This window comes from Dyadobacter jejuensis (assembly GCF_003149085.1).
Lineage (GTDB): Bacteria > Bacteroidota > Bacteroidia > Cytophagales > Spirosomataceae > Dyadobacter > Dyadobacter jejuensis.
In genome coordinates this window covers 243263-256896 of sequence record NZ_QGDT01000001.1, presented here as the reverse complement: position 1 = coordinate 256896, position 13634 = coordinate 243263, and the positions used below count along the sequence as shown (strand labels likewise).

Below are 13634 nucleotides of genomic sequence, written 5' to 3'. Positions count from 1 at the left end.
GAAAACCTCTAAAGTAATACGAGCATTAGCGTTAAATATTACCAAGACGTATATGGTACTCATACAACAAGCTAGAATTATTACTAATGAGTAGTTTTTTATAGGCATATTTCATATAAATGAATTATTTTTACTGTATTAATTAGCAGGAATAAGTTAGGAAACCACACACTTAGACCCAATGGATCGATCTATTCACCATAGATTCTTCGAGCTAGATGTTCTGAGAGGGATGGCTGCATTAGCGGTGGCCCTGTTTCATCTAACCATCAATGAAAACACAGAAAAGCTGGGATGGCAATTCCGATATGGCGTAACGGGAGTGGATATCTTCTTTATGATTAGTGGCTTTGTCATATATATGAGCCTGAATAAAGTCCAAAAGCCAGGCGATTTCTTAGTTTTCCGTTTCGCCAGGCTCTATCCCGCCTATTGGATGTGTGTACTCCTCACTGCGATATTCATCCTCGTTTACGAACCGGCACATTTTAGCCTTGCCCAAATACTGGCCAACCTCACCATGTTTCCGATCTACTTCGGGGTCGAAAACCTAGATGGTTCCTATTGGACCCTGCTGGTAGAGCTCTGTTTTTATATTTGGATATTTATCCTGCTTTTCCGCAGGTCGATGCGCTCTATCCTATACCATGGAGCTATATTTACCTTATTGATCGTAGGGTTTCATTTATTCAGGAATAGCTACCCCTCACTATATCAGTATATCCAATTAAAGCTTGAGCTTATCAACCATTTCCCACTTTTCTTTTCTGGTATTGTCTTTTATCATATCTGGACCCAAGGATACAACACAAAGTATATCATCTATTTGTTATTTTGCTTTGGTGTAGCTTGTTATTTGCATGACAAAGGAGGAAGAAGTATGTTTTTTGTAAGCCTTTGGGAGCATATCTCCATTCTATTGGTCTACTTTTTAATTTTTGCTCTGGTAGTTTCCAACAAACTGATTTTTATAGTTAAATCTCCCCTGGTATATCTAGGCAATATCTCCTACGCCCTCTATCTGCTACACCAATACATTGGCACGCACCTCGTCAGGACCTTAAATGAAACCTACTCATGGTCCATTGAGTGGGCCATCATAACGGTATTGTCGGTCTGTATTGGATTGGCGGCGATGGTCCATCACCTCGTCGAGGTACCAGGAAAGGCCCTCGTGCTGAAATGGTACAAACGCGAATCACCAGCCGTCAAGCAGTTTGCCTAACAGCCCGACCGCTTGGAGGCCAACGCTCAGAGAGCCTATTTACCCTCCCAATTCGTAAGCTGAGCATAGAGGGATTTCATCTGCTCTGGGGTAGCATTATAGTATACGTCGTGTTGGTCGGTGCGGATATAGATGGCCTGGGGATATTTTTTATTAACAAAAAGCTTAACAACCTTCCCATCCTGAGTTTTAAAACTTCCCTTGGCCATATATCCAGCGGCAAATCCATTCACTTTAATGGAGATAGGAGGAATACGTTCGACCATGTTAATTTCCTTCACCTGCTGGCGTGGAATGACCATGCCATAGCTTCCCTCTATCACCAGGGCATCCTCTTGTATCAGCAAATCATTGCCCTTAAAACCCTTTATTTCAAAGAAACCAATTACTAAGGCCAAGAGGAGCATAAAGCCTGTCACAAAATAGTTCCGTTTCACGTGAGTTCTATCCTGGTAAAATTTCGCCGCCCTCCATAAGAAATAACCATAAGCGAATAAGGGATAGGTGGTCATAAATAAAGATGCCAGGTTCCAATCGACCAGCCATAACAAGGAAGTACCCACGAATAATGAAATACCCAAAAAAATATGGAACCGCTTAAAATAGGGGACCAGAGCCTGTATGTCTACTTTAGCCCTTTGCTCTTCCGACATGGTGTTATATCCTGAGAGTAAATAACGCGCATTTTTAGTCGTTAAACCAAAGCCCAAGGAAATAAATACAAGAGAAATAAAAGCGGTTACATATAGCATAGGGATGGCATATAAAAAAGAAAACATGGTTTTAGGCAAGATCAATAAATCGCTCGAAAATTCCTATACCTACCCCTAGCCCAGAGGAGTAAAATCAGGAAAATAAGCTAGTCCCTCCCAGCAAAATCCTTACTTTTGTATTCCCTATTCACCCGCTATAATCCCAGAAATATGTCGGCTAACCCCACGCTTCAGCTCGCTAAGGAATATGTCCACTTCACCAACAAAAATATTTTTTTGACGGGAAAGGCGGGCACAGGGAAAACGACATTTTTGAGGAACCTCAAAGATACCCTCCCCAAAAGGATGGCCATAGTGGCTCCTACAGGTGTGGCGGCTATCAATGCGGGGGGAGTCACCATCCATTCCTTTTTCCAGCTTCCCTTTGGACCACATATTCCCGAATCTATTTCCAGCCAAAGCACCTACAAATTCAAGCGAGAAAGAATTAGCCTGATCAAAAGTCTGGATCTACTGGTGATCGACGAGATCAGCATGGTCCGAGCCGACACCCTTGATGCCATCGATGAAGTACTTCGCAAATACCGCGACAGGCATAAGCCCTTTGGAGGGCTGCAATTGCTGATGATAGGGGACCTTCACCAGCTACCTCCCGTGGTAAAGGACGCAGACTGGCAGATGCTCCGAGAATACTATCATACCCCTTACTTCTTTGGCAGCAAAGCCTTAGAGCTCACGGCACCAGTACGCATTGAACTGACGAAAATCTATCGCCAAACCGATCAACGCTTCGTAGACCTACTCAACCAGGTACGCGACAATCGGCTGACCACTGACGGGCTCAATACCCTCAATGCCCGGTATATCCCCAATTTCACCCCCGACGAGGAAGAGGGCTTTATTACCCTCACTACTCATAAGGACAAGGCTCAGCATATCAATACCGATAAGCTTAAGGCACTCGGGGGCTATAGTCGAACCTTTGAGTCGGAACAGACGGGCGATTTTTCGGTTCAGAACTTCCCTACCGAAGCTTCCTTAGAACTAAAAATTGGTGCACAGGTGATGTTTGTAAAAAACGACCCCAGCAGGGAGAAGCAGTACTATAATGGCAAAATTGGCAAGGTGGTCAGGTTCAATACCGACACCATCTTCGTGAAATGCCAGGATGAATATGCCGAAATAGCCGTTGAAAAAACCACCTGGCAAAACGTAAAATATGTACTCGACCCACAGACCAAGGACGTAGGGGAGCAGATCATCGGCACCTTCGTACAATTTCCCTTGAAACTAGCCTGGGCCATTACCATACACAAAAGCCAAGGCCTAACCTTCGAAAAGGCCATTATAGACGCCAACAGTTCCTTCACCCACGGCCAGGTATACGTAGCACTGAGCCGTTGCAAAAGCTTGGAAGGACTCGTACTCAGTAGCCAAATAGGTGCTTCCAGCATCAAAACCGACGGGGTGGTGGCGGCCTATAGTGCCGAAGCCAGCAACAACATGCCCGATGCCCAACAGCTGGAAAAGGAGAAATTGGCATTTCAGCAACTGCTACTGCTCGAGTTATTCGATTTTGATGGGCTAAAAGGTGCTTCTTTTACCCTGAATAAGACCATCCAGGAGAACGCCTCCTCCCTCCCTCCAGACGTGGCTACCCAGCAATATGCCTTTAACCAGAACATCTATGAAGGGGTGTATCGCGTAGCCGACAAATTTAAGGCCCAGCTCTATCGCCTTTTCCAGGAGGCGGATGGAGCGGTGGATAGTCCTCCCTTAACCGAAAGGGTGGGAAAGGCCTGTAGCTATTTTTTGGATCAGATAGAACAGGAGCTAAGCCCTAAGCTAGAGGGCCTAGTCATAGAGACCGATAATACCGCCTTAAAGAAAACCACCAACGATGCCTTAGAACAGATCAAAAGGGGCCTTCATATCAAGCTAAAATGCCTTATGGCAACTTTAGGAGGATTTAAAGCGCAAACTTACTTACGAGCTAAAGCCGACGCTGACATTGAATATCAGGCCAAATTTAAAGCTGAAACTCCACCTACTAAGATACCGAAGGGACAGCACAACGGACAGCTCTATGCCCGCCTAAAAGCTTGGCGCAATGAAATGGCTGCCGAAAACAATGTAGAGGACTATATGATATTGACCGTAAAATCATTGTCGGAACTGGCACAAAAGCTCCCACGCAGCGGCAAGGCCCTGGCCGACATCAAGGGGATCGGCAAGGTGAAGATCAAACAGTTTGGAGAGGCTATTTTACAAATTATTGAGGAATATTGCGAAGAAACCCGTGTGACGGGCCCTAGTGAAGAAGTCCCCTTAACGCTCACCAAAAGCACACACAAAGCCAGTGGCAAGGTTCCCACCAAGCAGGTGAGCTATGAGGCCTTCCTGTCGGGAAAAACGATAGCAGAAATTGCCACGGAGAGAAAACTTACCGAGGGCACCGTAGAAGGGCATCTGTTAGACTATATCGCCACTGGCGACATCGATATCTTTCAACTTTACCCTGCCGAAAGAATCCAGCCTATCATCGATCATTTTATGGAACGCCAGAGCCGGTCGGCCACGGAGGCCCGACAGGCTCTGGGTGATACCTATTCCTATTACGAAATCAGGGCCGTATTAAAGCATCTTCATACAGTTTCTTAAGTTTTTCGAAGTCCGGAGCCGGCTGAGTTCCTCCTCCTTTCCGCTCGAAGCTGGAGTTGATGGGGGTATAATCGGAGAAGAACCCACAGTTTTTTAGATAAAAATACTGCGCATCCTGCCCCCCGGCATAGTCCATACGAAAGGCCTTACGCGCCGTGGCATCGGCCGTGAAGCCCGCCGTGGTCAGCTCCCGCCACTCACCCGTTGTACTGCGCACCCATTGATTACCAAAGTTTACACGCCTTTCTACCACCCCCATATCGGGTACAAAATTCTCTAAAAAAGAGTGTAATCGGGTCAGGTGACTCTTGGTATCGGGTCGCTTAAAACTCGCTATCAGCGCCCATTCGCCCACCTCTGGAGCATAGAAATAGGCCGTAAATGTGGTGGTGCTGTCCTGTCCGGGGACTCCCCTCAGCAAAAACCGGTAGGTGTTCCCCGCTTTCCAGTTGTAACGGAGGTAACTTTGCCCTCCCGAACCTTCATTACCAAACTCCCCAGCGTACACGTCAGCTCCTTTACTCAGCAGTACAATCCGCTTGTCTACAGGGATAGAGGCGGGGTCGTCGGTCTGGAAGGGGCTCCAAACGGAAAACAAAATTCTACGCTCCTGCTCAGAATTGACCTGCATGCCGAAGTACCCTTGGGCGAAGCCATTGGCCATAAAATAGGACCCAATCACGTCCTGCCCCTGAGGAACGGTTACTTCATTATAAAACCACTCCACCGGCTCCAGCTCGGCAGGCAAGGGATAGTTAAGATGCACCGAAGGGCCCCTCCTACCCCAATAAAAGTAATTATCGGTATTATTCGCTACAAACTTGGTGTCGGCATCTACGGCATCACCCTCTAGTACCCATTCCTGGACTTCCCCATAGCTACTGCCCGTTTTGCGCATACCTTGTAGGCCAATCTTCACATACCCCGTATCGGCAATGGCCCATTCTCCTAACTCATACAGTCCATCCATGTTTTTGGACATATCCACTACTCGGCTGTCGCCGCCAAGGCTGACCTTGACTTGCATATCACCAGAGAGCGTGGCCCTGAGTGAAAGTTTCGCATTTCCTGTTTTAGAAAAACGAATATAAGTATCGATTGTTTCCTCAGGACTGCTCCAGCCTACTAGTCCTTGGGGCGTTAGCTTGGCAGATACAGCGCCTCCAATATAGGCGTTTCCCCCCAAGGGAACGACAACCCGCCCGTTTTGGGCGTTATCAGTGGGGCGAGTCCCTTCTTCGCTGGCTTGGGTACAGCTACAAAAAATCAGCAATAACAGGCAATAAAGGTATTTGAAATTCATAAGGGGATAGGATTTATACTTCCTTCCCAATAGCAGGAAGGATGATCGTTATATACTGGCGAAAATATAAAATAAATCAAAAAACTGAAGAGAAGATCGAGGGGCTACAAAATAAAATGGCGCAGGAGAGCCTCCAGCGCCATTATATTTTATACAAGAAAGGTAAGCAATCTTACTCGCCTAACAATTGGTTTCGTTTTTTGATGATCGCCTCACGGGTTTTCACGAGCTTAGCCTTTTGAATGGCCGAAGCATTGGATATCTCCCCATCCAATCGCTTGATCTCCTTATCGAATGAGTCGTATTGCGACTTGGCCGACTTGTCCAATTTGGCTACCTTATCCTTCACCGACTGCGAAACATCCGATGCCGCGTCCTTCACATTGCCTGCCACATTGCTACCTACCTCTTTTACGTTGGTAGCCGCATTGCTAGCCGCATCTTTCACATTGGATATTAGCCCGGTAGAAGCATCTTTTACATCACCAGCCACATTTTCAGTCGTTTCTTTCACATCGGAGGCTACATCCATGGCAGCGTCTTTTACATCAGACCCAGCCTCTTGCACATCGCTTACTACGGCTTCGGCAGCTTCTTTGGACTCGTCCTGAGCGCTTTGCGAACAAGAAGACAAGGTAATCGCAGCGGCCATCATTAAGACTCCAAACTTCAAAACAGATTTTTTCATTTTCTTAAGTGTTATGTATGGTTTTGAATTGATTTATCAATTACTTACATGGTTTAGATGTAAAAATACAAATTGGTCACACCGGCCAACTCCCTTCTAACCCTTAGCCCCCTAAAACTTTATAGATAGAACGGCCTAAAAATGCATTAAAACAGGCTCAGGTCGACTTCCTAAAAACATGACAGAAGCTAGCTGTAATACTTTTCGTACCTTTGTGCCATGCAGACAACGCAGTCCACTTTCGAATCTTTTAAGCTCAATCGCCAGCTTCTTAACGCCATAGAAGAAGCAGGCTATAGCGACCCTACCCCTATACAGGAGCAGGCCATTCCGATTATTCAGGCGGGGCACGATGTGCTCGGTATCGCCCAAACTGGCACCGGCAAAACGGCAGCCTATGCCTTGCCGCTCTTAATGAAAATAAAATTTGCTCAAGGCACGCATGCCCGCGCCTTGATATTGGCCCCTACCCGCGAGCTAGTCATGCAGATTACGGCGGCCATCAAACAGTTTAGCGTGTACACCGATATTCGTACCGTAGCTCTGTTTGGAGGTGTAGGAACCAAGGCTCAGATAGAGGGCATCGAAAATGGTGTCGACATTATTGTGGCTACACCAGGACGCTTTATGGACCTTTATCTTAAGGAAATCGTCATTGTAAAGCACCTCAATACTTTGGTATTGGACGAAGCCGATAAGATGATGGACATGGGTTTTATGCCCCAGATTCGCCGGATGCTGGAGATAGTACCCCGAAAGCGGCAAAATCTTCTTTTCTCAGCCACCTTTGCCGACAAGGTGGAGCATCTTTCGCACGAGTTCCTGGAGTTCCCTACCCGTATAGAAGTCACCCCGCAGGCCACTGCGGCCGAAATGGTAGAGCAGGTACTCTATGAAGTACCCAATTTTGGCACAAAAATCAACCTGTTGACCTACCTGCTACAAAGCTCCGAAAGCTTTAACAGGGTGTTGATATTTACCCGGAGCCGAGAGATTGCCGGGTTTGTTTATAAATATTTGCTGCGAAAAGTAGTCCCGGAAGAGGAAATCAGGGTAATACATGCCAACAAAGGTCAAAATACCCGTACCAATGCCATGGAAGCCTTTAAGGAAGGAGCTGTGAGGGTGTTGGTAGCTACCGATGTGGCCTCCCGGGGTATCGATATCACAGAGGTGAGTCATGTGTTCAATTTCGACGTCCCCCTCATCTATGAGGATTATGTACACCGTATTGGGCGAACGGGCCGTGCCAATCATGTAGGTAAGGCCATCACCTTTGCCACCATGGCCGACGGCTATCATATCAGGAAAATAGAAAAGATTATCCGGATGGAAATCCCCAAAAAGGAGCTCCCTACCGATCTGGAAGTCCTGACCACCCCCAAGGAAGAGCAACAGCAAATGCTTCGGGAGATCGATATACAAAAGAAGAAAGAGGATCCTACCTTTAAAGGAGCCTTTCACGACAAAAAGAAGACATACCATGCCAAACCTAAGCCCGATAAACGGCAGCAGCGAGGAGGAAAAAGCAGTGGTGGCAGAAGTAAAAGAAGATAATACAATACATTATCAATATTTCCGTTTATCTTGAACAATAGAAAACCCATATCGCCTTTATACTAAAACATGAAAAAATCTATTGTTTTTTGGTTGTTCCTTGTCGTACCTATAGTGGGAGTTTGTCAAATAAACCATTTGGCGAGTGCTACCGCTCCGGCTTCCGACACGAACGCACCCCAAAAACGTTCATTAACGTTGCAAGAAAAACGTGTGCTCCCTCTTTTTGGTGATGCCAGCAAAACCTCTGAGCAAATCGACGAAGAGATACACTTCCTAAGTAATTGTGACAAGTCCTTTGCCACCAGAGCCGAGGCAAGTAGTTTCTTCGTAAGCCGTGCCTGGGAGTATTTGCAGGAGGGATCCTTAGATACCGCCTGCTATCGATTTAACCTAGCCAACCTACTCGATGATAAAAATGTAGAGGCTTATTGGGGCCTAGGGGTGGTGAGCTACCAACGTGAGCACTGGGCAGAAGCCAAGGATATGCTGAGCAGAGGAGTGAATTTGCAATCCAATAACGTGGCCTTATTAGTGGACCTCTCGACCGTCGACCTAAAGCTATATGAAATTACCAATAGCCAAGAAGAACTAGAAGAGGCCCAACTGCTGCTGAACCATGCCGAAAAGCTGGATTCTACCTATGCCCTCGGGCATTATAACCAAGCCTTGCTACATTATAACCTCGACAATCCCGAGAAATCCTGGGAATACCTGCATAAAGGAAGAATGCTCGATTTTAGCCAACTCAATCTAGAGTTCGTCAAGCTACTGAAAAACCGGATGCCCGATCCAGCAGGATTTTTCAAATAACCGGAGTTTCTATTCTATATAGAGTGGCCAACCTGCATTTAATCCATGCCTGTTGGCCATTTTTGTAAGCAGCCCATTCCGTAATCACCCCTTAGCAGCCCGGCGCCGCTGCCCCATTCGGAACACCTTGTTGTTGAGGTAAATGAATAAGCCCAGTCCCAATAGGATAAATAGGGCCTTCCACTTGTAATTAAAACCCGCAAAACTGGCCTCTCCTTTCGTGGTAATTTCATATTTCACTCCATATCTTTCGGCCAAGGTAGTCGGATGGTCGAAAGGCAATGCCTCTTCAAAATGGAAAGGGGTGATGGGTTTGCCATCTATATCGATATACCCGTATCGATCGCCTACCCTCACCATGGAAATGCCATGGTTATAATAAGAAGCGAAATCATATTTCAATGGCGTACGGATATTGCCTTTCTTATCGATATGCCCAAACTTGCCATCGATGGCCACAGCCGAGCGATCCTCCCCCGTAAATCCGGTGGCCTCATCATATAAAAAAGGAATCCTCGTTTTGCCCGTCTTATCAATACAGCCCCATTTCCCATTCTTCTTGGCCCAAAACAGTCCAGCTGTGGGCTTGCGGGTGTCCGTAAAAATGAAAGGAGCCACAATTTCCCCCGTATATCGATCCATATACCCAAACTTGTCCCCGTACTGTAGCCGCTCCAGGCCCTGGCCCGAAAACTCGTACTCCGGATCGATGCCATCTAAGACAACCGGCACTCTTAACACCATGTCCTTACTGATAATACCGTATTTCCCCTTATACAGGAAATGGTACACCCCATCCGATTCCTTTATTTCCTTTTCAATAAAGGGGCTAAAGTTCCAGTTCAACAGGTATATCTCCTTATTTTTCCACCAGATCAAATCTTCCTTGGTATCCTGATTGCAGACATAATCGATGGTCGCTTTCGATTTTAAGAAGTCGTTTTTAAACAAATGAACTGGTACCGTAAAAAATTCTTTTCCGGTACTATCGATATAGGAAAGTCCATACTGTTCTCCGGCATCGTAGATCACCCAGGTAATGCCATTGACGAACCGGTCGGTCCCCAAATATACCGGAGGAACCACCACCTTCCCCCGTTTGTCGATGAAGCCATGGTATCCTTGCTTATTCTGATACCCCTCCTTAACCACAAACTCGGCCAGTCCACCAGAAAATGGACCAATGTCACGGTAGGCCGGAGTAAGCTTGCGCCCTTGGGAGTCTACCAAATAGGTGTCGTACTGCCGACAGGACACCTGGATCTTCTTAACCACGTATACATCCTCATATTGAATATGGCTACTATATTCTGATAGCCAGGGCTTGGTATCTTGGGCCTGTAAAAACCTTGGCGATACGACTAAAAAGAAAATTAGTGAAAATAAAATAGAACGGAAATACATGATCTTAATCGGTAATAAGGGGCAAAAATTGTTGGAAACGGAAGATACTAACAAAAATAATGCCCTTCAAAATTCTATCCCTACTTACAGAAAGCAAAGGCCCATGCAACGACAGTCGAATGGGCCTAAAAAACAGTAGGGGTGTGGGTGTTTATTTAAAAACAAACCCAGTTGGAGCAATTCCCACCTTCACGGAGTCGACCACCGACCCGTCGGTACGGTACCTTACCGCATAGCCCGCTTGGGCGTAGGACGGCGTAACGGCTCCATAGATTAACCCCTGAAGTGGGTCGACGGCTAAGCCCGTAAACACGCGATTGATCAAAGGCTTCGAAAGATCCACTGCATTGTCGCTAACCTTAAAGGCATAAGTTTGTCCCTGGCTCACATAATTGGCATCATAATAGCTCAGGTTAAAGAAAATCGTCTGCTTGTCGTTGCTCAGGGCGAAATTACCCGCCGATTTGCTCGCATCGGTCGACAGCGTGATCGTTTTTTCATTAATCCAACTTGCCTGGTCTATCTGAAACACTTGTAGACCGGCCTGTACCCACAGCTTACCGCTGGCATCGGCCCCAATAGGGTTAGGAGCGGCAATCATCGATATTTCCTTGGCGACTTCGTTGGTGGCCGTATTGATAACCGTTAGCGTATTCACCCCGCTATAGTCCACCGTACCTACTATTAGCTGGCCATTGGCATACACCATATTCTCAGCACCTTTGGCTACCGATATCCGTTTTTTAATGCTATTGCTAGCCAAATCGACCACGGCTATATAGCCATTCGAAACGAAGAAATTGGGATAGGTACCCGTAGTTCCCCAGCAGGACACATAGGCGGTATGGTCATCGACTACGACCACATTGCGTGGATTCTCCACGTCGGGACTACCGATGGTAGCCAGGCTCTCCATGGTATTAGCATCTACAATCTGAATTTCGTCCTGCCCAGCAGCCGAATTATCTACCAATATAAGCCCTTTTTCATCTGATACGGCATATCCCTGAATCCCCCCCTTAAGGGTTTGACCATTGACGATGTTGAAGATATCCGCTTCTGCAGTGGTATTTTCCCTGGCAAAAAAGGCTAAGGAACCATTATTAGAACTAAAATTCCCTTCGTTGATTACGAAAACTCCCTGTACATAATCTCCCTTGGGCTTAGGGTCGCTCTGGTTACACGACCATGTGCCTATAGAGGCGGCCACTAGGGCGCAGGCGCTTATTATTCTTGTCTTCATTCTATTATAGGTGTTAATCATATGGTAAAATTATTCAATAAAAAATTAATCCACATTGCTTCTCCCAGGTTCATTTGGCGGCTGCCCACCCCAGCATCAGACTCAAAGCATAGTTCCGACCCGGCATGGCGTTATTACGTACATTCAGATAAAAGGTATCCAGAATATTATTGGCCTTTGCCTGAATGTCCAAGTGCATAGCCCCCATAGGAATAGAAGTAGCAACCACCATATTTACCAAGCCATAGCCGGGTAAAAAACTGGAATTGTCAAAAGTAGTATATTGCCTAGACACCCCCTGATAGAGCCACGACAGTTGAGTACGCTGGTACCGCACATGGGCATTCAAATGAAGCTGATGCTTGGGTACGTACATCAGTTGTTTTCCTACTACATCCGCTGAATAAGCATCATAGGCCTTTTCTTGTACACTGCTGGTAAAGGCCCAGCTCCCTGCCGCTCCCATTCCCCAGTCATCGCTATCCCTTTTCCATGCCATACTGATCTCCAGCCCTTTGGCCAGAACCTGCTGTAAATTTTCGACGAAATAGCGCTTGGCAGGGTTCCAGTAGGTCCAGTCCTTCACTCGGTTATGATACAACGACAAGGAGGTCGATAGCACCTGCCCCTCCCCCAGTCTATGCGTATCTTCTAGGCCTACCTCCTTGTTCCAGCCGGCTTCGGGACGAATATCGGCATTTCCAAGGTCCTGCCAGTACCGCTCATTAAGCGTAGGTACCCGATAGCTCCGGCTAATATTGCCACGGACTTTCAGCTGATGTGCCGTCCCTTTCATCAGCCAGTAGTCGGCCCCCACCGAGGGGGTAAGAGGAGGGCTATATTGGGTGATAAACGCTTTACGCAGATTCAGGGCCAGCACGAGCCTATCGGATGCCTGCACGCGCGACAAGATGAAGGCATCGAGGCGATCTTCGGTAACGGTAGGATCTTGGTAATTCTCCAATTGGGCCCTATAATGGGTATATTCCCCGCCCAGATGCCAATGTACGTACCGCCCCATTCCGAGAGACCACCGCTGCTGGTACTCGATCCGGTTGGCAAATTTATCGATCACCGAATGGTCCAAATCTTCAAAATCTCCCTTGCCATAATCGGTAACATCTCGTACCCAAGCCGACCGGGCCGAGAGCCCTCTCCAACCATATTGCACCATGCCCCTATAGGCTTTGGTTCGGGTAAGCTCCCTCCCTAGGCTATCGTCGGGCACGAGGATAAGTTTATTGTCAGTCAGCCAGATATGGGCCGAAACTTCTTGGTCGTCTTTCGACAGCAGATAAAAGTCCTGAACCAACCCCTGCTGTGTCGTTGCGGTAGGCAACAGGAGGGTATTCTGCCGTTCTTGCTCTGGATAGGCATTGGGCCAAAAAGTGTGGTATAGGGAGGTTTTACCGGTAAAATCCCAATTCTTGGTGATTTTTGCCGCATACCTTCCCTGAAATTGTGTACTACGGTTCCAAAAGCTCGCTTGCTGGTGCCCTACTCGGAAATCGTTAACTCCTACCGAAGGCTTGCTCTCCAATAACACACTGCCCCCTACGGCATCGGAGCCTACTAGGCTCGCCGAAGCGCCATATTGAACACTCAGCTCGTCGATAGCGGCCACAGGAATGGTAGAGAAGTCGGACTGCCCCAGGCTCGGTGAATTGATGTTGAGGCCATTCCAAAGTACGGCCGTGTGGTTGGCCGATGTTCCCCGAAACGATACGGTGCTCAATTGTCCTGGTCCATAATTGCGAAATGCCAGCGACGATTTGGCCGCCAGCAAGTCGGCCAAGTTTTGAAACCCATACTGGGTCATGCTGGTAGAGTCTATCTTTTGTAGCTTCATCCCCGCCATATAGCGCTGAGGCACGAAGCCCTTCACCAGCACGGGCGTCAGCTGTATGGAGTCGGACTGGGCATAAGCAATAGGTCTTAGCAAGACCAGGCACATCCCAAGCAAAGGCAACAGACGGCTCAATATTAAGACCAAAAAGTGAGATAAAATATGCATATAGATGATTGCC

The 13634-nt window shown here is 47.1% G+C and carries 10 protein-coding genes; 4 read left to right on the top strand and 6 right to left on the bottom strand.

Annotated features, from left to right (window positions below):
• Positions 1-181 precede the first annotated feature (181 nt).
• Positions 182-1225: an acyltransferase family protein gene (locus CLV98_RS01160; RefSeq protein WP_109672106.1), complete on the top strand. Its 1044-nt coding sequence runs from the start codon at positions 182-184 to the stop codon at positions 1223-1225.
• A 35-nt stretch (positions 1226-1260) separates the two neighbouring features.
• Here the strand turns inward: CLV98_RS01160 and CLV98_RS01155 are convergent, their stop codons facing one another.
• Positions 1261-2004, bottom strand: coding sequence for a DUF3784 domain-containing protein (locus CLV98_RS01155; protein ID WP_109672104.1), 744 nt, complete (start codon positions 2002-2004; stop codon positions 1261-1263).
• Positions 2005-2148: 144 nt separating this feature from the next.
• Here CLV98_RS01155 and CLV98_RS01150 point away from each other — a divergent pair, with 144 nt between their 5' ends.
• Positions 2149-4599, top strand: coding sequence for a helix-turn-helix domain-containing protein (locus CLV98_RS01150; RefSeq protein ID WP_109672103.1), 2451 nt, complete (start codon positions 2149-2151; stop codon positions 4597-4599).
• Here CLV98_RS01150 and CLV98_RS01145 read toward each other — a convergent pair.
• Both CLV98_RS01145 and CLV98_RS01140 read right to left on the bottom strand, forming a co-directional pair.
• Positions 4562-5902, bottom strand: coding sequence for a DUF3472 domain-containing protein (locus CLV98_RS01145; protein ID WP_109672101.1), 1341 nt, complete (start codon positions 5900-5902; stop codon positions 4562-4564). The two genes, CLV98_RS01150 and CLV98_RS01145, sit on opposite strands and share 38 nt — an antisense overlap.
• Before the next feature lie 172 nt (positions 5903-6074).
• Positions 6075-6590 (bottom strand): hypothetical protein, encoded by a 516-nt coding sequence (locus tag CLV98_RS01140; RefSeq protein WP_109672099.1) that lies wholly within the window; start codon positions 6588-6590, stop codon positions 6075-6077.
• Between the two features lie 219 nt (positions 6591-6809).
• On the opposite strand from CLV98_RS01140, the gene CLV98_RS01135 reads away from it, so the two are divergent.
• Together CLV98_RS01135 and CLV98_RS01130 are read left to right on the top strand one after the other, a co-directional pair.
• Entirely contained in the window at positions 6810-8147 is a 1338-nt protein-coding gene (locus tag CLV98_RS01135; RefSeq protein ID WP_109672098.1) for a DEAD/DEAH box helicase, read from the top strand.
• A gap of 69 nt (positions 8148-8216) precedes the next feature.
• Positions 8217-8960, top strand: a complete 744-nt coding sequence (locus CLV98_RS01130; RefSeq protein WP_229203152.1) for a tetratricopeptide repeat protein — start codon at positions 8217-8219, stop codon at positions 8958-8960.
• An 84-nt stretch (positions 8961-9044) separates the two neighbouring features.
• Here the strand turns inward: CLV98_RS01130 and CLV98_RS01125 are convergent, their stop codons facing one another.
• From CLV98_RS01125 to CLV98_RS01115, 3 genes are all read right to left on the bottom strand, one after another.
• Complete coding sequence (locus CLV98_RS01125) at positions 9045-10364, bottom strand: WG repeat-containing protein (RefSeq protein ID WP_109672096.1); 1320 nt, start codon at positions 10362-10364, stop codon at positions 9045-9047.
• Positions 10365-10515: 151 nt separating this feature from the next.
• Positions 10516-11607 (bottom strand): YncE family protein, encoded by a 1092-nt coding sequence (locus tag CLV98_RS01120; RefSeq protein ID WP_229203151.1) that lies wholly within the window; start codon positions 11605-11607, stop codon positions 10516-10518.
• A 70-nt stretch (positions 11608-11677) separates the two neighbouring features.
• Entirely contained in the window at positions 11678-13621 is a 1944-nt protein-coding gene (locus CLV98_RS01115) for a TonB-dependent receptor plug domain-containing protein (protein WP_229203150.1), read from the bottom strand.
• Between the last annotated feature and the right edge of the window lie 13 nt (positions 13622-13634).

What these genes read in the sequence shown, in the direction of transcription:
- CLV98_RS01145 (WP_109672101.1), bottom strand. Translation starts at nt 5,902, where the DNA reads ATGAATTTCAAATACCTTTATTGCCTGTTATTGCTGATTTTTTGTAGC.
- CLV98_RS01150 (WP_109672103.1), top strand. Translation starts at nt 2,149, where the DNA reads ATGTCGGCTAACCCCACGCTTCAGCTCGCTAAGGAATATGTCCACTTC.
- CLV98_RS01130 (WP_229203152.1), top strand. Translation starts at nt 8,217, where the DNA reads ATGAAAAAATCTATTGTTTTTTGGTTGTTCCTTGTCGTACCTATAGTG.
- CLV98_RS01155 (WP_109672104.1), bottom strand. Translation starts at nt 2,004, where the DNA reads ATGTTTTCTTTTTTATATGCCATCCCTATGCTATATGTAACCGCTTTT.
- CLV98_RS01160 (WP_109672106.1), top strand. Translation starts at nt 182, where the DNA reads ATGGATCGATCTATTCACCATAGATTCTTCGAGCTAGATGTTCTGAGA.
- CLV98_RS01115 (WP_229203150.1), bottom strand. Translation starts at nt 13,621, where the DNA reads ATGCATATTTTATCTCACTTTTTGGTCTTAATATTGAGCCGTCTGTTG.
- CLV98_RS01140 (WP_109672099.1), bottom strand. Translation starts at nt 6,590, where the DNA reads ATGAAAAAATCTGTTTTGAAGTTTGGAGTCTTAATGATGGCCGCTGCG.
- CLV98_RS01120 (WP_229203151.1), bottom strand. Translation starts at nt 11,607, where the DNA reads ATGAAGACAAGAATAATAAGCGCCTGCGCCCTAGTGGCCGCCTCTATA.
- CLV98_RS01135 (WP_109672098.1), top strand. Translation starts at nt 6,810, where the DNA reads ATGCAGACAACGCAGTCCACTTTCGAATCTTTTAAGCTCAATCGCCAG.
- CLV98_RS01125 (WP_109672096.1), bottom strand. Translation starts at nt 10,364, where the DNA reads ATGTATTTCCGTTCTATTTTATTTTCACTAATTTTCTTTTTAGTCGTA.